Source organism: Pseudomonas sp. ESBL9 (genome assembly GCF_036668715.1).
Taxonomy (GTDB): Bacteria; Pseudomonadota; Gammaproteobacteria; order Pseudomonadales; family Pseudomonadaceae; genus Aquipseudomonas; species Aquipseudomonas lundensis.
This window is the reverse complement of record NZ_JAZEVV010000001.1, coordinates 337,325-355,340: the sequence shown is the minus strand read 5'-3', so window position 1 is coordinate 355,340 and position 18,016 is coordinate 337,325. Positions and strand designations below refer to the sequence as shown.

The following is an 18,016-nucleotide window of genomic DNA, read 5'->3' as shown; positions in this document are numbered from 1 at the left end:
ATAATCAGCTCTCTCGATTCAGGGTAAAGGGGTGAAACAGGAAGCGTCGGGGACCGTATGGAACTGCTGGGCCAAACTCGAAACCGAGCCACTTAAGCCAGCGAATGGCCACGGTGTTGCGCACATCGACGTAGTTGAGCAGGTGCTTATGGCGGGTCAGCATGGCCTGTACCTCTGGCTTGCAGATCTTAAGAAATGCGCGAGCATGACGCTCAACGTGCACCGTACTGATAAGCCAGGGCACGCCAACCGAACCAAGCAGGCTGTGCACCGCATCCCCAAAGACCGCGACAACTTGCCCACCGACTACGATTTTTTTGACGTTAAGACTGCCGCGCAGGGCTTCGTAAAGCGCTTGATCCATAGGGATGCCTAACGCTTCGGTGATTTCGTCTATGTCCGCCTGGCGCACGATGCTGGCAATGGCCGGCACTTCTTCGACCGATACCGGTAAAACCTCAGCGCCCGCCAATGGTCACCTCCGGAATCACAGCCAGCACCGACAGCGGCAGCGGATCTGCCTGACGGATAAAGATCCGACCGTTACCTTCCCACTTGTTGGAAATTGGGATTTCAGCGCGCCCCGTCAGCAGGTCGATAGGCTGCTCGTAGGTCTCACGTTCGAACTTGTTTTCGTACAAATGAGCCTTGTCGGTACCGGCAAAAATCCCCCGAGACTCTTCAACCAACACCGTCAACGAGGTGACGGCAATCTTCTTGTCGAGCACGGTTTCGTTGGCGTTTTTCAGCTCAAGGTCGAGGGTTTCCATGTCGGAAAAATACTGCAACCCTGCGTGCACAATCCCCGCAGGCTCTTGCAGGGTAATTGCCCCGTTCACCACTTCCCGCCGGGGATGGACGCTGCCGTCAGCCAGGATAGAAACCGTCTTGCCTTCAAGGTGGTCCAAACCTTTGAGGGTTTGAACCTGCCGAGCCCACGTCGATCTGGGCATGTTGCGTAACGATTCAGGGCAGATGACCAACAATTTGACGCTGACATGGTTGGCGCTGTGAAACTCGACCACCTCAACGCGCACAATGTCGGTGCTGTCGTCTCCGTTTTCGTCGATGACGGCGGCGCTGAGTGAGTATTCAACCCCCACGCTTTTGGCGGTAAAAGGCTCATGCCCCACGGCGTTCAGGGCTACGACCTCGGGAAACTGCCAGTTATCACCACCGGCCAGTGTCATGGCTTTAGTGGTATCGGCGTTGCGACCGTCATAGGTCAGACCGGAATCGACAAAGAACGCATCTTCAATCGACTTGATCTGGCGGCTGGCCATGCGCTCGATGTAGCGCTTTACCACACCCTTTATGGTGCGGCGTACCACCATATAAAGCGCGTCTTCTTGCCCCTCTGGAATGCAGGCAATGGATTCAACAAAGCCGTCCGTGTCATGCCAGTGCCAACCGACAAGCTGTTGCTTGGGGTTGTAGGTCAGGCCCAGCAAAATGCCGTCATCGCGGACGTACCAGACAATCGAGTCAGGGATCTTCTGGTACGCCACATTGGTCAGCTCGCGCCCACGGAAAAGATGCGCGCTGAAAATGGTCAGATCGTCAGCCGCGAAGCCATCAGCATCCAGCGAATAACCAAACGATGACACCCGATTACCACGCGCCTGCACGTACACGGCGCTGTTGCCCACCACCACGGGCGGCACCAATGCAGAACCGTCATACCCTTCCTGACTCGCCTGAATGGTTTTGGCGGTAAGCCCCGTGTCGGCACCGGAGAAGGTCCACTCGCCGCCCGACGTCAAACCGAGTAGCTTGCGCAGGCCCAGCAGGTGACGCATACGGTTCACCTCGCGGCTGGCAATGGTGAAGGTGATTGCGTCGTCGTCCTTGTTCGGGATTGAGAAGCCGAAGTTTTTGAACAGTCCGGTTTTGCTCATCCACACCGTTTGCGGGTTCAGATTGCTACCGGCAAACACCAGGCGCTGCTGGTAATAGCCAACGGCACCTGGGTAGTTACCCTCGCCCACAAACGGATCGTTGCCGTTAGGCGGAGTGTCAGTCTTAACCGCCGTGATATTTTGGTCGGTGAACGTGGTGCCTGCCGCGCGACCGATAAAGCCGTAGATCCCGGCGCCAGCATTGTCTTTATAAATGATGTAGTAAGTGGCTCCTGCTACGGCCGCCCAGGTGATCGTGCCCGCGGCTGTGTCCGCGAAACTCTCGATGCTGTTGGAGGTGACAGGCAACGATTCATCCAGGGTGTTGCCATCATCCAGCACGGCCGTAACCTGATAGCGCCACGTCTGCTTAACCCCAGCACCACCAGCACTAACCGCCGTTGCGGTTGCAGGCGCAACAATGCGTGGCGCCAGACTGATTTCAGCGGTTGTCCAGTTGTCGTGGGCCAATCGGCTTAACTCACGAGGTTTGTAGCCTGGATGGGCGAACGTCATCACGTCCGCCGACTGCGTGTAGTTCAGTTGGTCCAAATCAGCCTGGGTGTAGGGCAATGCCAGCTCAAAGGGCTGCCCCATCTTTGGCCCGGCGCTGGCCAGCACTTGCCCGCCGTCCTTGATCACCCGCATGTTCAGGTCGCCAAATGCCAGCACGTACGTCTGTACATCGTTGAACTGAAACGGGATCAGCCGGCAACGCTTGGTCGAATCCTTGACCTCGCACACAAACTCAGTGCCTGGGCGGTTACGCACACCGCCGTAAGGCATGACCATAAAGTTACGGCAGAGCTTGAGGCCGGTGTAGTAACGGGCGATATCGGTACGTGCACTGGCGGATGGCGACAGCTCACCCGCCGCAAACGTAGGCTGGAGGACACTGCTCATGAGCGCACCGTAATGAATTCAGATTCAGGCTCTGGATCGTCCTGAGACTCTTGGAAAGCGGAACCCTCAGCGATGGTGAGAGCCTGTCTGTACTGCTGGGCTGCAAACTGCTGCAAGTCCGGCTTGGAGCTGAGCGGCAACGCCAGCTCCATCGCCAGCCGCCAAGCCAGCGCGTCAGCAAACTGCGGATCAAAGAACGTGGAGTCTTCGACCTTAAATGTGAAGCGGCATACAGCTTCGGGTTGGTCGGTGTGAATCACGCGGCCGCCGGGGTCATAACCAATCAGGAACGGGATTTGCTGGTCACTGCGTAATACACGGCGCCACCCGGGTTGCACAATGTTGCGCACCTTCAAGCAGTCGGCCGGGTAACCGCCTTGAACGAACCGTCAGCTCCCTTGACGATCCACTCGCCCGGCTCAGCGCGTTGTGTGCCTGCTGCTGTGTTCATCACCACTTGGCCGTTCTGGCGGTCGGTGAAGCCAAAGCCACCAGACAACACCAGTGCGCGACAGAAAGCGGTCACATCGTCCAGGTTCGACCCCGTCCAACGGATGGCGTCTACAAACTCGGGTTGCTTGCGATATTTCATGTCAGCACCCGCATGGCTCGCGCCAATAAGTCCTTACGGTCTGCCAAACCGTTGAGCCCGCCATTGATTCGACGGGTCAGGGTTTCGATCTCGCCAGCGTCGGTCAGGGCATTCAGCCCGTTCATGCTCCAAAACCAGCCGGCAGACATAGCCGCGTTGGTTGGGATTTCAAGCAGCGACGGATTGCTGAGCAGATCCAAGCCCAAAACAGCCCCGCAATCGCGGTAATTCGACTTGCCGGTTATCTGGATCAGGCCGCGCCCGCGATACTTCCAGCCATCGCCAGAGGCTTGAGAGCCATTGCCCAGCCGGTCGGCGTAGGCGATGCTGGCGATCTGCTCGGGCTTGCGGGCCACCTGCGCGGCCAGCTTGGTGTCAAAGCGCTTGGGCCATGTGGCAACCAACCCCTCAGCGCTGTAGTTCAGGTTTTCCACCAGGCGCGTCAGCCGTGCTGATTCGTGCCCGACCTGCGCAAGGAACGCTGCGGCCCGCACTTTTGTGTCCAGTTTGAACCGTTGAATCACTGCGTTGACTGGATCGCACCAGGTCATGGCCACGGTGCCGGAACATCCCATGATTTCGCGCAGCTGTGATTGTGTGATGATCATTGCCCTTCACCTCGGCTGGGTATCTTCATGCCCAAGTAACGGTCAGCAACAGTACGAATCGTTTCCACACCCAAGAAGCCAACCCAGCCGCCCACGAACGTGGACATGGTTTGAGGAAGCCCGAAGAACTCCAAGCCGCTGATGATGGTCACCGTCAGGCAGCCGCAAATAGCGCCCTCGACAAGCATTTGCCGCCAAGTGCCGCCGCCGTAAGCGATCCGCAGGCCAGCCATTACGACAGACAGCAACGCCGCACAGAGCAAGGGAGAGTGATCGTTCAGCCACGCAAACAGGCTCGCCCATGTGTCTGGTTTATCTGGCATGTTCGGCATCTCGAATTCTCCCCTTTGGCGGGGCTGGAAATAGAAAACCCCGCTCGATGGCGGGGTCTGGGGAGTTTTGTTTTAGGCACATAAAACCCGACTCATAGGCCGGGCTTTTGGTCTGCCTTCGCTCTGAGCGAAGTACGGAAAGTGGAGAAATGGTGCCGCCAGCCGTGCGGGAAGTCAATTCATTGAGGATAAAAACTGTCTAACGTTCATGGAGGCCCGCTCCAAAGTGTCATCAATGACTCGATTTTTCATCCTTAGGATGAGTTCGTCCCCCTCAATATCGTACTTCCTCTGTAACTCTTCAGCCAATTTCAGCCCCCGAAACCCGTAGTGACCGACCAGATCTGAAAATGCCTCTTCGATCTCTGGAGGATCAGAGCTAAGTTCCATCTTGATTGAGATCATTTGCTTCCCAAGAAGAAACTCATTTTCCAGCCATGCAATCTGGGCGGCAATGTTGTAGTCAATTCTGCTGAGCTCCGACTGGTCAATTTCGAGTTGAGGCTGTTGACATGATGGATAACTGTTGTCTCCCCAGCGGTTTCTCTTATAGTCCTCCATGTCTTCAACGAAACGCCAATGGCTCTTGGCACAATTCATTGCCAGAACATCCAACTTTGTAATTAGATGAATCGCATCGGTTCTAGCGTTCTTTATGTCCTCACGCTTATTTTTGATGAAATCGCGAATCAATTGAAAAACACCTCCGACAAGCGCCGCAGTAGCACCGCCTCCAAAAGCAATTTTCAGAACATCTAAAGTTCCAATCGTAACCGTAACAGGATCAGCCATATCCCTATGCCGCCTCTTTCATCTGATAAATAATGGCCGCGATCGGGCTAAGTGCCATCCTATCCAGATCCTCGCAGCAGTCAAACGCGACGCGTATGAAAGGTTCCCAATCTCGCGCCCAGGCGCACGACTCAATGCGTACCCGGTGCCGATCAAACAGCCAGGCCCGAAACGTCTCCGGCTTCGCCAGCGGGTCAGGGTTCGCGGACTGTCCGCCCTGGTGCATGTACTGGTACCGATACAGCACTCCAGCCAAGACATACACCGCCTTCTCCCGCTTTGCCCTGGTCATCCGTCCAGACTTCGACAGCGCCATGCCGAAAACCACTTCCTCGGCAGCCTCCCGTATGTCCTCAGTCAGCTCACGGGTGATGTGCGGCGAATACATAAACTCACCAAACACACGAACCTGCGGATGAAGCTTTGCGATTGCTGATTGAATCCAGCCCGCCAGCGTTGAATGAACCGAGTGATCTGCGGTTACTCCGCGTTCAGTGGTCTGCACAGCGGTACCCAGGAGGCAACGTTGCTCAAGCGAAGACAGGCCGCCCCGAGACTGGATGTAAGCGCAGTCATGCCAAGCCCTACGAGCACTGTTCAACTTCATACTTCCCCCATGCTGCGTAGTTCTGCGTAGTTCTGTTCAATCACTGGCACAGCGGCACAATGCGTACGTGGACACCCGGCGTATCGCCCCAGCGCCGTTTAAACGATCCGTCCGTAACCTGCACGTCATCCTTGAACACAACGCCGTTGAGAGCATCACAGACAGCTTTGAGCACATTGTCTGCGTCCGGCTTTTTCGTGCAGGGCTCTTTCCCCTCCAGAGCCAGGGTCTTCCATTTTTTCGACTTGGATTGAGGCACACCGTGGACAATGCGCAGCTCGATCATCACCGGGCCTTCGATCAGATCGCGGCCTTGCATCACGTCCTGCGCAGCAAGAGCAACAACCCCCTCGTAGGCCACGGTTTTGGCTGGTGTGTACATGCGAGCGAAGTTTCCGACCTTGCCAATGCGCGCCCTGCCCTTGCCTTGTGGCTCGCCTGGTACCACGAACGAAACAGGTTTGAGATCAGACATGCGTGTCTCTCCGAATACCAAGCTTTGCCAGCAGCATTGCCCTGGCGGATTGCGAGTTGGTTGGGATGCCTTGTGCGACGACCAGCGCTTCAGCTTCCTTGCGCGAGTACTCCAACTGGACCTGTTCACGTGGCCGGGTGCTGTCGTGGCCAATCCCGCGGGAAATGCGCCCCTCCAGTGGCTGGCCGGTTTGAGCACGGCGTATGACGATGGCGTAGTTGCGCTCAAAGCGTTGCTTGAGAGCCTTGTCGTTGTGCGTCGCTGATTTGAGGTCAAACGTGCTGGTGGCGGGCGGTGTTAAACATGCAATCGCAGCAGCGCACCTGGTGAAGTTCAGGTTTGCCGATGAAGGCAAGGCGCTGGATGAGCCGTTGCCAACAATCACCAGCGGCGGGAATTACAAGCGCTCAGCCGGTGCTGCGCATGCAATGGGGATTTCAACGGTGTTCATGGCGCAGATGAATGGCGGCTTCAATACCACCGCCGCCAAAAGCATGGACGCCCCTATGACCACAGTGACCAATACCGGCAGCCAGCAGCAACTGGTCACCGCCAACTTGGTGCACTTGCGCGGCAACTGCGATGCCCGGGACTTAAAAGACCCACTGCACACCATCAGCGCAGGCGGTACACACCACGGATTAATGACTGCATTCCTTGAGCGCCAGTTCGGCGCAAGTGTCGGCCAAGCCTTGGACGAGCCCGCGCCTACCATCACGGCCGGAGGTGGCGGCAAGAGCTCACTGGTCGAGCTGCAACTTTCCCCAGAGGTAGAAGCCGGCGCACTTCGGGTCGCGGCATTCCTGATCAGCTATTACGGAACCGAGAACGTGAGCGGAGCCAACGAACCGACCCCGACCATCACAACCCGGGATCGCTTGGCCCTGGTCACAGTGACCATTAAAGGCACACCGTATGTGATCGTCGATATCTGCCTGCGGATGCTGCAACCGGCCGAGCTGTACAAGGCCCAGGGCTTCCCCGCCGACTACATCATTAGCCACGGCGCCGACGGCAAGCCCTTCACCAAAACCCAGCAGGTCCATATGTGCGGCAACAGCGTCAGCCCGCCGCCAATGGCTGCACTAGCAAGAGCCAACGACCCTTGGAGGGCGGTGGAGAACCAGGTCGAAGCTGCATAGAGCCATCCCAGCTTCTTCAGGTAAAACAAGATGACGAGCATCGAAGAGATTGCTTTGAGGACATCATTCAGGGTTTGCATGTCGGTATCACCGCTTCAAGGAGGTGATACCGATTCTGTTGTCACGACTAAAATGAAACCTCTTGGGTTTTTTCCACATCGCATACCGCAAAATCACTCCCTATCACGACAGTTCACGAATCAATTACCGGTCGTCAGATAGTCTGCTCGACAACCTCCCCAAAATCTCAAACACACCAGCCTTAACCGGCATGGCGAGGTACCCCTATGGACAATGAAAAGACTCAACCAACCGAACTGATCGCGCTGCCCGAGGTGATCAAAATCACTGGTTTCAAGACCACCAAGATTTACGACATGGTCAATAAAGGCGCTTTCCCGAAGAAAGTCCGTGTCGGGCCTCGCGCTGTGCGCTGGGTTAAAGCCGAAGTCTTGGGCTGGGTCAACGAACGAATGGCGGCACGCGGGTAACGCCGCAAACACAGGGGTTACCTATGGCAAGTGCAGCAGCAAGGGCAGATCAATGTCCGCCACGCATTCTCAGGGCCGGTAAAGCGCCCGCCTACCTCGGCATGTCGAGGGGTGCATTTACTGAAATGGTGCGGCCTTACGTGCAGGAAATTCGTATCGGCGCACAAGGCGTTGGGTTCGACAGGTACGAGCTCGATCAGTGGGCAGACAACTACATCAAGACCAAATCGGTTGAAAAAGCACCGCTACGGGACAACAATCCGCCTCGCAGTGGGCGCCCGGGAGAAACACAATGGCGCGAAAAACGATCTCCGGCCTCTACGAGAGGAACGGTATCTGGCACATCGACAAGGTCGTCCGAGGTACACGACTTCAAGAAAGCACTGGAACGTGCGAAAGGGAAGAAGCCGAGCAGTACTTGATTCACCGGCTGGAAAAGCTCAGGCAAGAAAAGATTTACGGTGTGCGTCAGGTGCGAACCTGGCGCGAGGCCGCCACCCGTTTTCTGGTGGAGTACCAAGACCAACCCTCGATTGCTTTATCTGCATCCCACATCGAGCAGTTGGACCCTTACCTTGGCGATCTGCCCATAACCCACGTCGATGACGGGACACTGGCGCAGTTCATCAAGGACAGGCAGGCACCGGGGCTGACAAAGACCGGCAAGATCAAACCCGGCGTTGCGAACATGACAATCAACATCGCCCTGCAACGAGTCGTCAGGATTTTGAATCTGTGTGCAAGGAAGTGGCGGGATGCTGAGAAGCGGCCTTGGCTTGAGTCGGTGCCAATGATCAGCATGCTGGACGAGAAAACGAACTGCCGGAAACCCTACCCTTTGTCATGGGAAGAGCAGTCAGTCTTGTTTGCTGAGCTTCCGGCTCACTTGCAGCGCATGGCCATGTTCAAGGTGAACACCGGCTGTCGCGAGCAAGAGGTTTGTAAGTTGCGCTGGGATTGGGAGATTGCTGTGCCCGAGTTGGATACCAGCGTGTTTCTGATTCCAGCAGGCTTTGGCGGGAGACGAGAAACCTCAGGCGTTAAAAACGGCGAGGATCGTCTTGTGGTGTTGAACGGGGTGGCCAAGTCAGTTATCGAGAGGCAACGGGGCCTGAGCAAGGAATGGGTTTTTCCTTATGACGGCACCGGGATGCACAGGATGAATGATTCAGCCTGGAAGAAGGCGCGAGTACGCGCAGCGAAGATATGGCAGGAGAAATACCTGCGCCCTGCTTTGCCGGGTTTCGTATCAATCCGGGTTCACGACCTGAAGCACACCTTTGGCAGAAGGCTACGTGCAGCAGGCGTGACACTGGAGGATCGAAAGGCATTGCTTGGGCATAAGAATGGAAGCATTACGAGCCACTATTCTACCGCAGAGCTTGGGCAACTGATCGACGCGGCGAATAAAGCTTCATCGACTGACTCGCGAGGGCCAGCACTGACAATCTTGAGGAGGAAAACGGGATGATCCCCCGCAAAAGTCCCTGAGCATGAAAAAGCCCAACTCGCGAAAGTTGGGCTAAGTCATTGAATAATATGGTCGGGACGGAGTGATTCGAACACTCGACCCCTAGCACCCCATGCTAGTGCGCTACCGGACTGCGCTACGCCCCGACTAGGCGTTAGAACTAATTGAAATAACGCTGCAAATATACCCTAAGCTTTGGAAAAGAGGAAGTAGTATTCGCCAAGTTATTTGCGAAGGATCAGCAAAACATCTTCAAGCTCTGAAATGGTTTGGCGGATCAATTGCTTGTACTGAGTTGTATCATCTTTAGCCTCATCACCTGAAAGGCGCAGTCGCGCACCTCCAATTGTGAAGCCTTGGTCATACAACAAGGCGCGAATTTGCCGGATCATCAACACGTCCTGGCGTTGATAATACCGGCGATTTCCGCGCCGTTTTACGGGATTCAGTTGAGGAAACTCTTGCTCCCAATATCGCAGTACATGCGGTTTGACCGCACACAATTCGCTAACTTCGCCTATGGCGAAGTAGCGTTTGCCTGGAATGGGCGGGAGCTCGTCGTTATGACTTGGTTCCAGCATAAGCCTCTACTCGGGCCTTCAACTTCTGCCCTGGACGAAAGGTGACCACACGGCGTGCCGTGATCGGGATTTCCTCTCCCGTTTTCGGATTGCGGCCAGGCCGCTGTCGCTTGTCACGCAAGTCAAAGTTGCCAAAACCGGACAACTTGACCTGTTCGTTGTCTTCAAGAGCGTGCCTGATCTCTTCGAAAAAAAGCTCCACCAATTCTTTGGCTTCACGTTTATTCAGGCCCAGCTCTTCATAAAGACGTTCCGCCATTTCAGCTTTCGTCAGAGCCCCCATACGTCACTTCCTTAACGTGGCGTTCAACCTTTGTTCGAGCGAGGTGAGGATGTTCTGCGTCGTGGTATTCACCTCATCGTCATTAAGAGTGCGCGATGGATGCTGCCAGGTCAAGCCGACTGCAAGGCTTTTTCTATTGGGATCAATACCTTTACCTTGGTAAACGTCGAAAAGCCTCAAGTCTGTCAACCATTCGCCCGCATTTTCACGGATGATATTCAACACATCACGGGCAGCCACGTCTTTATCGGCAATCAATGCCAAATCGCGACGGACTTCCGGAAAGCGCGAAAGCTCCGAGAATTTCGGCATTTTGCCCAATGCCACTTCAGCCAACACCAGCTCAAAAACAAAAACCGGCCTGTCCAGACCCAGTTTTTTGTTTAGTTCCGGGTGAAGCGCGCCTACAAAACCTACCAGACGACCATCTCGCTCAATGCGTGCAGTCTGTCCTGGATGGAGCGCCGGATGCTGACCAGGGACAAATTCAAAAGAATCCAAAGCACCCGCAAAGCCCAGCACAGCTTCTACATCAGCTTTTATGTCAAAAAAGTCGACTGTTTCACGACCCTGCGCCCAACCTTCAGGCAAGCGAGTGCCGCACACAACGCCCGCCAGCATGGACTCTTGCTTGAGACTTTCAAGCTGCCCGACAAAGCGCAGTCCGCTTTCAAAAAGACGAACTCGATCCTGTTGACGGTTTAAGTTGTGTTGCAATGCCTTGACCAGGCCAGGCCACAAGGAACCACGCATTGCAGCCATATCATTGGATATAGGATTGGCTAACAGCAAAGGCTCGAGGTCAGGACTGAAAAGCTCAAACTGTTTAGGGTCAATGAAACTGTAGGTGATAGCTTCTTGATATCCGCGCGCTACCAGCAAACGGCGCAGTTCTGGCAAATCACTGCGAGCTTCGGCCTTGGCCTGAGGCGCCAGGCGAGCTTGCGGATAACGGACTGGAAGACGGTTATAGCCATACAAGCGAGCCAGCTCTTCTATCAGATCCACTTCCAGACTGATATCGAAACGATGACTTGGGACCTCTACGCGCCACTGCCCTTGGCCAATTGCAGTGACTGTCAGTCCCAAGGCGCAGAGCAAACGCTCGACCTCGCTGCCGTCCATCTCCATTCCCAGCATCTGACTGATACGCGCGGCACGCAAGGTGATGGGCGCAATCGAAGGCAGGAATTGCTGGGCAACAGTTTCAATAATCGGACCTGCTTCCCCGCCTGTAATCTCCAGCAATAAGCCAGTGGCGCGCTCCATGGCTTCGCGGGCCAGGTTCCAGTCCACTCCACGCTCATAGCGGTGGGAGGCATCCGTGTGCAAGCCGTAAGAACGTGCTTTGCCTGCTACGGCAATCTGATCGAAAAAGGCGCTCTCAAGAAATACATCTCGCGTGGTCGCCGATACGCCGCTGTGCTCACCCCCCATCACACCAGCAATAGCCAGCGCACGGTGATGATCTGCAATCACCAATGTGTCACTGCGCAAGGTCACTTCCTGGCCATCAAGCAAGACCAGCTTTTCGCCCTCTTCCGCCATACGTACACGAATACCGCCGTTGATTTCGGCGAGATCAAATGCATGAAGAGGCTGCCCCAGCTCCAGCATCACATAATTGGTGATGTCGACCGCAGCATCGATGCTGCGCACATCGGCGCGGCGCAAGCGCTCCACCATCCACAAGGGTGTAGGGCGGGTTAAGTCCACATTGCGAATGATACGTCCCAGATAACGAGGGCAGGCCGATGGCGCCAACACCTCTACAGAGCGGACTTCGTCATGTACGGCAGGGACAGGCTCAATCACCGGGCGTGTCACTTCTGCTGCGTACAAAGCCCCCACTTCACGAGCCAGACCGGCCAATGACAAGCAATCGCCACGGTTCGGGGTCAAATCGACCTCAATACTCGCGTCTTCGAGGTTCAGATAAACGCGAATATCTTCGCCTACCGGAGCATCCGCAGGAAGCTCCATCAGACCGTCATTACCCTCGCCAATGTGCAGCTCGGCTTGAGAGCACAACATGCCATTGGACTCAACACCGCGCAGCTTAGCCTTTTTGATCTTGAAGTCGCCCGGCAACTGAGCACCGATCATCGCAAACGGAATCTTCAGACCCGGACGCACATTCGGTGCCCCGCAGACAACTTGAAAAGTTTCGATACCATTGGTTACTTGGCAAACACGAAGCTTGTCAGCGTCCGGGTGTTGCTCAGTGGTCAATACCTCGCCCACAACAACACCGCTAAATGCACCGGCAACCGGTGCAACACTGTCCACTTCCAGGCCAGCCATCGACAGACGAGCAACCAGCTCATCGCGTTCTACCTGCGGGTTAACCCAACCACGCAGCCACTGTTCACTGAATTTCATCCTGCTCTCCTAAAAATGCGTTACGACTAGCGAAATTGTCCGAGGAACCGCAAGTCGTTATCGAAGAACAGACGCAAGTCGTTCACACCGTAACGCAGCATGGCCAAACGCTCTACGCCCATGCCGAAAGCAAAACCCGAGAACTCTTCAGGGTCAATGCCGGACATGCGCAGAACATTAGGATGAACCATTCCGCACCCCATCACCTCGAGCCAGCCCGTCTGTTTGCAGACGCGACAACCCTTGCCGCTGCACATCACGCACTCCATATCGACTTCTGCCGAGGGTTCGGTGAAGGGGAAGTAAGAAGGGCGAAAACGAACGGCCAATTCTTTTTCAAAGAACACCCGAAGGAATTCTTCGATCGTGCCTTTGAGATCAGCAAAGTTGATATCGCGATCAATCAGCAGGCCTTCAACCTGATGAAACATAGGCGAATGGGTGATATCCGAGTCACTGCGATAAACACGCCCCGGGCAGACAATGCGGATCGGCGGTTGTTTTGACTCCATGGTACGGACCTGGACCGGCGAGGTATGGGTACGCAGCAGCATGTTCGCATTGAAATAAAAGGTGTCGTGCATAGAGCGCGCCGGGTGGTGACCCGGAATGTTGAGCGCCTCGAAATTGTGGTAATCGTCTTCAACTTCAGGGCCTTCGGCAATGCCGTAGCCAATGTGGGTGAAGAACTGCTCAATACGTTCCAGAGTCCGGGTTACCGGATGCAGACCGCCGGAGGTCTGGCCGCGACCAGGCAGGGTCACATCAATGGATTCGGCAGACAGTTTGGCGGCCAGCTCGGCCTCCTCAAACTGAGCCTTGCGCGCATTGAGAACCACTGTGACACGCTCCTTGGCATCATTGATGAGCGCGCCTACTTGTGGGCGCTCCTCTGCCGGCAAATTCCCCAAGGTCTTCATCACCTGAGTCAATTCGCCTTTTTTACCAAGGTAAAGAACCCGGATTTGCTCCAGGGCATTGATATCTTCAGCGCTCTCAACAGCCTCTAGTGCTTTAGAGACCAGCGCATCCAGGTTTTCCATGTACAGACTCCAGATACAAAACAGGGGAAGAGCTTGAAGGCTCTTCCCCTGTTTATGACGTTTAACACCCAAGCTTACATAGGCAAGCCCAAGTGACTGTCGGGGGTACTTAAGCCAGAGTGGCTTTAGCTTTCTCGACAATCGCAGCAAACGCCGCTTTTTCGTTCACTGCCAGATCAGCCAGAACCTTACGGTCGATCTCGATGGACGCTTTTTTCAGGCCGGCGATGAAACGGCTGTAAGACAGGCCGTTGATACGTGCACCAGCGTTGATACGAGCGATCCACAGAGCGCGGAACTGACGTTTTTTCTGACGACGGTCACGGTAGGCGTATTGGCCTGCCTTGATTACCGCTTGCTTGGCAACACGGAATACGCGCGAGCGTGCACCGTAGTAGCCTTTAGCCAGTTTCAGAATTTTTTTGTGACGTTTACGGGCGACAACGCCACGCTTTACACGAGCCATGAGTTACTTCCTCTAGTCTTAACCAAAAATTAACGAAGGCGCAGCATGCGCTCGACTTTTGCCACGTCAGACGGATGCAGCAAGCTGCTACCGCGCAATTGACGCTTACGCTTGGTCGACATTTTGGTCAGGATGTGGCTCTTGAAAGCGTGTTTGTGCTTGATACCGTTAGCAGTTTTCAGAAACCGCTTAGCAGCACCACTTTTAGTCTTCATCTTTGGCATGTTCGGATACTCCGCATTCAGTTGATAAACATAACCGCAAGGCCTGCCGTGCCCTGGTGGTTACTTCTTCTTTTTCGGGGCGATGACCATGATCAGCTGGCGTCCTTCCATCTTAGGATGCTGTTCGACGGTCCCGTATTCGACGAGGTCAGCTTCAACCCGCTTCAACAGTTCCATACCCAGCTCCTGGTGGGCCATCTCACGACCACGGAATCTTAACGACACCTTGGCCCTGTCCCCATCACTCAGGAAACGTACCAGGTTGCGCAGTTTTACCTGGTAATCCCCTTCCTCCGTCCCTGGACGAAACTTGATTTCTTTAACCTGGATTTGTTTCTGGTTTTTCTTCGCTGCGGCAATCTGCTTCTTCTTTTCGAAGATCGACTTGCCGTAATCCATCAGCTTGCAAACAGGTGGTACTGCATCAGCGGAAATTTCCACCAAATCCAGTTTGGCTTCTTCAGCCTTAAGAAGCGCTTCTTCGATCGGGACAATGCCAAGTTGCTCGCCCTCAGCTCCGATTAACCGAACCTCGCGTGCCGAGATATTCTCGTTGATCGGGGCTTTCGGTGCAGCTCGTTTATCTTGTCTCATTTCACGCTTAATAATAATTACTCCGAATCATGGCGACCACGCCGGGAAACCGCTTGTGCGAGGAATTCAGCGAATTGCGCGACGGGCATCGAGCCCAGGTCAGCACCTTCACGTGTACGCACAGCGACAGTCTGCATCTCGACTTCCCGATCTCCGATAACCAAGAGATAAGGAACCTTGAGCAAAGTATGCTCGCGGATTTTAAAGCCGATCTTTTCATTTCTCAAGTCTGACTTGGCACGAAATCCGCTCTGATTGAGAGTTTTTTCAACTTCAGCAGCAAAATCGGCCTGTTTATCAGTGATATTCATGATCACTGCCTGGGTTGGCGCCAACCACGCAGGGAACGCACCTTCGTAGTGTTCAATCAGAATACCGACGAAACGCTCGAACGATCCAAGGATCGCGCGGTGCAGCATAACCGGATGCTTGCGGCTGTTGTCTTCGGAGACATATTCAGCACCAAGACGAATCGGCAGATTGAAATCGAGCTGCAAGGTACCACACTGCCAGACACGACCCAGACAATCTTTCAAAGAAAACTCAATCTTCGGACCGTAAAAGGCGCCTTCACCCGGCTGCAGATCATACGCCAGGCCAGCACTGTCAAGCGCCGAGGCCAATGCGCTTTCGGCGCGATCCCACAACTCATCCGAACCCACGCGCTTTTCAGGGCGAGTAGACAGTTTCAGCTCGATATCCTTGAAACCGAAGTCAGCATAGACATCGAGGGTGAGCTTGATGAATGCCGCCGATTCGGCCTGCATCTGCTCCTCAGTACAAAAGATATGCGCATCGTCTTGAGTGAATGCACGAACCCGCATGATGCCGTGCAGAGCACCCGACGGCTCGTTACGGTGGCAAGCACCGAATTCGGCCAGACGCATTGGCAACTCACGGTAGCTTTTCAAACCCTGATTAAAGACCTGCACGTGGCACGGGCAGTTCATTGGCTTGATCGCGTAATCGCGGCTCTCCGACTCAGTCGTGAACATGTTTTCAGCGTAGTTGGCCCAGTGACCGGACTTTTCCCACAAGCTGCGGTCCACAACCTGAGGGGTCTTGATCTCAAGATACCCGTTCTCACGCTGCACCTTGCGCATGTACTGCTCAAGAACCTGGTAAAGGGTCCAGCCGTTTGGATGCCAAAACACCATCCCGGGCGCTTCTTCCTGAGTATGGAAAAGCCCCAGACGCTTACCGATTTTGCGGTGATCGCGCTTCTCGGCTTCTTCGATGCGCTGAATGTAGGCAGCCAATTGCTTCTTGTCAGCCCACGCAGTGCCGTAAATACGCTGCAACTGCTCATTCTTAGCATCGCCACGCCAGTAGGCGCCCGACAATTTTGTCAACTTGAACGATTTCAAGAAACGCGTGTTAGGCACGTGAGGACCACGGCACATGTCGACGTATTCTTCATGGAAGTACAGACCCATGGCCTGCTCGTCAGGCATATCTTCAATCAGGCGCAACTTGTAATCTTCGCCGCGCTCGGAAAACAGCTGGATCACTTCGGCACGCGGCGTGACTTTCTTGATGACGTCGTAATCTTTCTCGATCAACTGCTGCATGCGCTGCTCGATAGCAGCCATGTCCTCAGGGGTGAAAGGACGATCGTAGAAAATGTCGTAGTAGAAGCCTTCCTGAATGACAGGACCAATGACCATTTTGGCCGTTGGATACAACTGCTTCACTGCATGGCCAACGAGGTGGGCGCAAGAGTGACGAATGATCTCCAGCCCCTCTTCATCCTTGGGCGTGATGATTTGCAGCGTGGCGTCATTTTCAATCAGGTCACAGGCATCAACCAGCTTGCCGTTGACTTTACCGGCTACAGTGGCTTTCGCCAGACCTGCGCCAATCGAAGCGGCAACTTCGGCGACTGAAACTGCATGATCGAAAGAACGTTGACTGCCGTCGGGAAGAGTAATAGTTGGCATGGCGCCTCCTCTCCTAGTGGTGACCCCTACCAAAGGTCACGTGGGTTGGGATGAGCCAGTACGCGATTCGGTGGTGAGCCTGCCTCACAGTGGCAGGAGCCTTGCGGCCAACCGTTAACCGAACCAGAGTGACTGGAGTTCAAATCAAAAGTGTATGGCTCTGTTTCGCGGGATGCAGAACATCACCACGACAAACCAAGGGCGGCATGCTAACACACATGACGACATGATGGCGGGCTCAGCTTGAGGCAGCCAAAATACTGCCCGCGTTGCAAAATGGTGAACTTGAGCTGCACTTGGCCCCTCAAATACTGCGTGAATCACATTTAGCCTCACATTCTGTAAGGAACATCACATGTCCATGAAACGTTTTTTGGCTCTCGCAACCCCATTGGCACTGCTTCTGCCACTGAGCGCTCACGCGGGCAATTGGCCTGCAGTCCTTAAAAAAGACTACATGAAGGACTGCGTCGCTGCTGCCAGCCAAAACATCGACAAAAAAAAGGCTGAAGAATATTGCGCATGCGGCGCTGATAAATTGTCGGCCAATTTTTCAACAGCACAGATCAAGCAGTTGATGAGCAAAACGGTACAACCTAGCGCTGAACTGCGCACACAAGCTCTGGATGCTATTCAGTCTTGCCGTGCTACAGCGGCCGTCCCCGCCAAACCCAAGAAATAAACACCCCGAAGATGCGGTTGCCTATGCCCTGACCGAGCACAAAAGGCATGAGAAGTGGCCATCCGTATAAAAAAACGTAAGAAATAATGCTTTTTTTAAGCGCCATTTTAATTGTCAAAGCCCCATAAGACGGGGCTTTCAGGCCTTCATCGCAGCTCGAACACGCTGATAAAGCATCAAACAGTGACGCAGGGGGGCTCCCAAATCTCACATTTCGACTATGATAGCCAAGTGTGCCCAGTTGGCCTGAGCAGCACAGTACTACTGAAAATATAAGTTTCTTGGAGATACACCATGTCTAATCGCCAAACCGGCACCGTAAAATGGTTCAACGATGAAAAAGGCTTCGGCTTCATCACTCCTCAAGGTGGCGGTGACGACCTGTTCGTACACTTCAAAGCTATCGAAAGCGACGGTTTCAAAAGCCTGAAAGAAGGCCAGACCGTTTCCTTCGTGGCTGAGAAAGGCCAAAAGGGTATGCAAGCTGCACAGGTTCGTCCGGAGTAAATC

22 protein-coding genes, 1 tRNA gene and 1 pseudogene are annotated in these 18,016 nt (G+C 54.6%); 6 read left to right on the top strand and 18 right to left on the bottom strand.

The features are described 5' to 3' along the window. Positions 1-4: 4 nt before the first annotated feature. The 9 genes from V6F78_RS01510 to V6F78_RS01470 form a co-directional block, all read right to left on the bottom strand. Positions 5-472, bottom strand: a complete 468-nt coding sequence (locus V6F78_RS01510; RefSeq protein ID WP_097192775.1) for a hypothetical protein — start codon at positions 470-472, stop codon at positions 5-7. Continuing rightward, a complete protein-coding gene (locus V6F78_RS01505) occupies positions 459-2,801 on the bottom strand; it encodes a hypothetical protein (RefSeq protein WP_169862581.1) in 2,343 nt (780 codons plus the stop codon). Before V6F78_RS01505 ends, V6F78_RS01510 begins: the two co-directional genes overlap by 14 nt. After that, positions 2,798-3,139: a hypothetical protein gene (locus V6F78_RS01500; protein WP_332726482.1), complete on the bottom strand. Its 342-nt coding sequence runs from the start codon at positions 3,137-3,139 to the stop codon at positions 2,798-2,800. Before V6F78_RS01500 ends, V6F78_RS01505 begins: the two co-directional genes overlap by 4 nt. A gap of 14 nt (positions 3,140-3,153) precedes the next feature. Continuing rightward, positions 3,154-3,393, bottom strand: a complete 240-nt coding sequence (locus tag V6F78_RS01495) for a hypothetical protein (protein WP_332726481.1) — start codon at positions 3,391-3,393, stop codon at positions 3,154-3,156. Then, entirely contained in the window at positions 3,390-4,001 is a 612-nt protein-coding gene (locus tag V6F78_RS01490; RefSeq protein ID WP_332726480.1) for a glycoside hydrolase family 19 protein, read from the bottom strand. Before V6F78_RS01490 ends, V6F78_RS01495 begins: the two co-directional genes overlap by 4 nt. Continuing rightward, the gene (locus tag V6F78_RS01485) at positions 3,998-4,333 is read right to left on the bottom strand and encodes a phage holin, lambda family (RefSeq protein WP_332726479.1); all 336 of its coding nucleotides are present in this window, start codon (positions 4,331-4,333) and stop codon (positions 3,998-4,000) included. Before V6F78_RS01485 ends, V6F78_RS01490 begins: the two co-directional genes overlap by 4 nt. Positions 4,334-4,507: 174 nt before the next feature. Continuing rightward, complete coding sequence (locus tag V6F78_RS01480; RefSeq protein WP_332726478.1) at positions 4,508-5,125, bottom strand: hypothetical protein; 618 nt, start codon at positions 5,123-5,125, stop codon at positions 4,508-4,510. A gap of 4 nt (positions 5,126-5,129) precedes the next feature. Continuing rightward, the gene (locus tag V6F78_RS01475; protein ID WP_332726477.1) at positions 5,130-5,732 is read right to left on the bottom strand and encodes a hypothetical protein; all 603 of its coding nucleotides are present in this window, start codon (positions 5,730-5,732) and stop codon (positions 5,130-5,132) included. Positions 5,733-5,772: 40 nt separating this feature from the next. After that, positions 5,773-6,207 (bottom strand): RusA family crossover junction endodeoxyribonuclease, encoded by a 435-nt coding sequence (locus V6F78_RS01470; protein ID WP_332726476.1) that lies wholly within the window; start codon positions 6,205-6,207, stop codon positions 5,773-5,775. On the opposite strand from V6F78_RS01470, the gene V6F78_RS01465 reads away from it, so the two are divergent. The 4 genes and pseudogenes from V6F78_RS01465 to V6F78_RS01450 all read left to right on the top strand — a co-directional run bounded on the left by V6F78_RS01465 (position 6,206) and on the right by V6F78_RS01450 (position 9,311). After that, positions 6,206-6,472 (top strand): hypothetical protein, encoded by a 267-nt coding sequence (locus tag V6F78_RS01465; RefSeq protein WP_332726475.1) that lies wholly within the window; start codon positions 6,206-6,208, stop codon positions 6,470-6,472. The two genes, V6F78_RS01470 and V6F78_RS01465, sit on opposite strands and share 2 nt — an antisense overlap. A gap of 40 nt (positions 6,473-6,512) precedes the next feature. Then, a pseudogene (locus V6F78_RS01460) lies at positions 6,513-7,349 on the top strand (DNA cytosine methyltransferase); the annotation flags it as partial. Between the two features lie 287 nt (positions 7,350-7,636). Next, positions 7,637-7,840: a helix-turn-helix transcriptional regulator gene (locus tag V6F78_RS01455; protein WP_169862635.1), complete on the top strand. Its 204-nt coding sequence runs from the start codon at positions 7,637-7,639 to the stop codon at positions 7,838-7,840. Between the two features lie 292 nt (positions 7,841-8,132). Then, a complete protein-coding gene (locus V6F78_RS01450; RefSeq protein ID WP_332726473.1) occupies positions 8,133-9,311 on the top strand; it encodes a tyrosine-type recombinase/integrase in 1,179 nt (392 codons plus the stop codon). A 69-nt stretch (positions 9,312-9,380) separates the two neighbouring features. Here the strand turns inward: V6F78_RS01450 and V6F78_RS01445 are convergent. The 9 genes from V6F78_RS01445 to thrS all read right to left on the bottom strand — a co-directional run bounded on the left by V6F78_RS01445 (position 9,381) and on the right by thrS (position 16,824). Further along, positions 9,381-9,457 (bottom strand) — tRNA-Pro (locus V6F78_RS01445). A 78-nt stretch (positions 9,458-9,535) separates the two neighbouring features. Continuing rightward, positions 9,536-9,892, bottom strand: coding sequence for a MerR family transcriptional regulator (locus V6F78_RS01440; protein WP_047275136.1), 357 nt, complete (start codon positions 9,890-9,892; stop codon positions 9,536-9,538). Next, a complete protein-coding gene (gene ihfA, locus V6F78_RS01435; RefSeq protein ID WP_002553164.1) occupies positions 9,873-10,175 on the bottom strand; it encodes an integration host factor subunit alpha in 303 nt (100 codons plus the stop codon). The genes V6F78_RS01440 and ihfA overlap by 20 nt, the downstream gene beginning before the upstream one ends. Positions 10,176-10,178: 3 nt before the next feature. Then, the gene (gene pheT, locus V6F78_RS01430) at positions 10,179-12,557 is read right to left on the bottom strand and encodes a phenylalanine--tRNA ligase subunit beta (protein WP_169859002.1); all 2,379 of its coding nucleotides are present in this window, start codon (positions 12,555-12,557) and stop codon (positions 10,179-10,181) included. 26 nt (positions 12,558-12,583) lie between these two features. Next, positions 12,584-13,600, bottom strand: a complete 1,017-nt coding sequence (pheS, locus tag V6F78_RS01425; protein WP_047275141.1) for a phenylalanine--tRNA ligase subunit alpha — start codon at positions 13,598-13,600, stop codon at positions 12,584-12,586. Positions 13,601-13,709: 109 nt separating this feature from the next. After that, complete coding sequence (rplT, locus tag V6F78_RS01420) at positions 13,710-14,066, bottom strand: 50S ribosomal protein L20 (protein WP_047275143.1); 357 nt, start codon at positions 14,064-14,066, stop codon at positions 13,710-13,712. A gap of 29 nt (positions 14,067-14,095) precedes the next feature. Then, the gene (rpmI, locus tag V6F78_RS01415) at positions 14,096-14,290 is read right to left on the bottom strand and encodes a 50S ribosomal protein L35 (RefSeq protein ID WP_002553160.1); all 195 of its coding nucleotides are present in this window, start codon (positions 14,288-14,290) and stop codon (positions 14,096-14,098) included. Positions 14,291-14,350: 60 nt separating this feature from the next. Next, a complete protein-coding gene (infC, locus tag V6F78_RS01410; RefSeq protein ID WP_169835808.1) occupies positions 14,351-14,902 on the bottom strand; it encodes a translation initiation factor IF-3 in 552 nt (183 codons plus the stop codon). Further along, positions 14,902-16,824 (bottom strand): threonine--tRNA ligase, encoded by a 1,923-nt coding sequence (thrS, locus tag V6F78_RS01405; RefSeq protein WP_047292933.1) that lies wholly within the window; start codon positions 16,822-16,824, stop codon positions 14,902-14,904. Before thrS ends, infC begins: the two co-directional genes overlap by 1 nt. Before the next feature lie 355 nt (positions 16,825-17,179). Between thrS and V6F78_RS01400 the strand changes: the two genes are divergently transcribed. Both V6F78_RS01400 and V6F78_RS01395 read left to right on the top strand, forming a co-directional pair. Beyond that, positions 17,180-17,506: a hypothetical protein gene (locus V6F78_RS01400; protein WP_332726472.1), complete on the top strand. Its 327-nt coding sequence runs from the start codon at positions 17,180-17,182 to the stop codon at positions 17,504-17,506. A 294-nt stretch (positions 17,507-17,800) separates the two neighbouring features. Then, positions 17,801-18,013, top strand: coding sequence for a cold-shock protein (locus V6F78_RS01395; RefSeq protein ID WP_003179963.1), 213 nt, complete (start codon positions 17,801-17,803; stop codon positions 18,011-18,013). Positions 18,014-18,016: the final 3 nt, after the last annotated feature.

Coding starts and splice junctions, on each gene's coding strand:
- V6F78_RS01470 (WP_332726476.1), bottom strand. CDS start 6,207: ATGTCTGATCTCAAACCTGTTTCGTTCGTGGTACCAGGCGAGCCACAA.
- pheT (WP_169859002.1), bottom strand. CDS start 12,557: ATGAAATTCAGTGAACAGTGGCTGCGTGGTTGGGTTAACCCGCAGGTA.
- rpmI (WP_002553160.1), bottom strand. CDS start 14,290: ATGCCAAAGATGAAGACTAAAAGTGGTGCTGCTAAGCGGTTTCTGAAA.
- rplT (WP_047275143.1), bottom strand. CDS start 14,066: ATGGCTCGTGTAAAGCGTGGCGTTGTCGCCCGTAAACGTCACAAAAAA.
- ihfA (WP_002553164.1), bottom strand. CDS start 10,175: ATGGGGGCTCTGACGAAAGCTGAAATGGCGGAACGTCTTTATGAAGAG.
- V6F78_RS01455 (WP_169862635.1), top strand. CDS start 7,637: ATGGACAATGAAAAGACTCAACCAACCGAACTGATCGCGCTGCCCGAG.
- V6F78_RS01495 (WP_332726481.1), bottom strand. CDS start 3,393: ATGAAATATCGCAAGCAACCCGAGTTTGTAGACGCCATCCGTTGGACG.
- V6F78_RS01485 (WP_332726479.1), bottom strand. CDS start 4,333: ATGCCGAACATGCCAGATAAACCAGACACATGGGCGAGCCTGTTTGCG.
- V6F78_RS01480 (WP_332726478.1), bottom strand. CDS start 5,125: ATGGCTGATCCTGTTACGGTTACGATTGGAACTTTAGATGTTCTGAAA.
- V6F78_RS01465 (WP_332726475.1), top strand. CDS start 6,206: ATGCGTGTCTCTCCGAATACCAAGCTTTGCCAGCAGCATTGCCCTGGC.
- V6F78_RS01475 (WP_332726477.1), bottom strand. CDS start 5,732: ATGAAGTTGAACAGTGCTCGTAGGGCTTGGCATGACTGCGCTTACATC.
- V6F78_RS01490 (WP_332726480.1), bottom strand. CDS start 4,001: ATGATCATCACACAATCACAGCTGCGCGAAATCATGGGATGTTCCGGC.
- V6F78_RS01400 (WP_332726472.1), top strand. CDS start 17,180: ATGTCCATGAAACGTTTTTTGGCTCTCGCAACCCCATTGGCACTGCTT.
- pheS (WP_047275141.1), bottom strand. CDS start 13,600: ATGGAAAACCTGGATGCGCTGGTCTCTAAAGCACTAGAGGCTGTTGAG.
- V6F78_RS01450 (WP_332726473.1), top strand. CDS start 8,133: ATGGCGCGAAAAACGATCTCCGGCCTCTACGAGAGGAACGGTATCTGG.
- V6F78_RS01440 (WP_047275136.1), bottom strand. CDS start 9,892: ATGCTGGAACCAAGTCATAACGACGAGCTCCCGCCCATTCCAGGCAAA.
- V6F78_RS01505 (WP_169862581.1), bottom strand. CDS start 2,801: ATGAGCAGTGTCCTCCAGCCTACGTTTGCGGCGGGTGAGCTGTCGCCA.
- V6F78_RS01395 (WP_003179963.1), top strand. CDS start 17,801: ATGTCTAATCGCCAAACCGGCACCGTAAAATGGTTCAACGATGAAAAA.
- thrS (WP_047292933.1), bottom strand. CDS start 16,824: ATGCCAACTATTACTCTTCCCGACGGCAGTCAACGTTCTTTCGATCAT.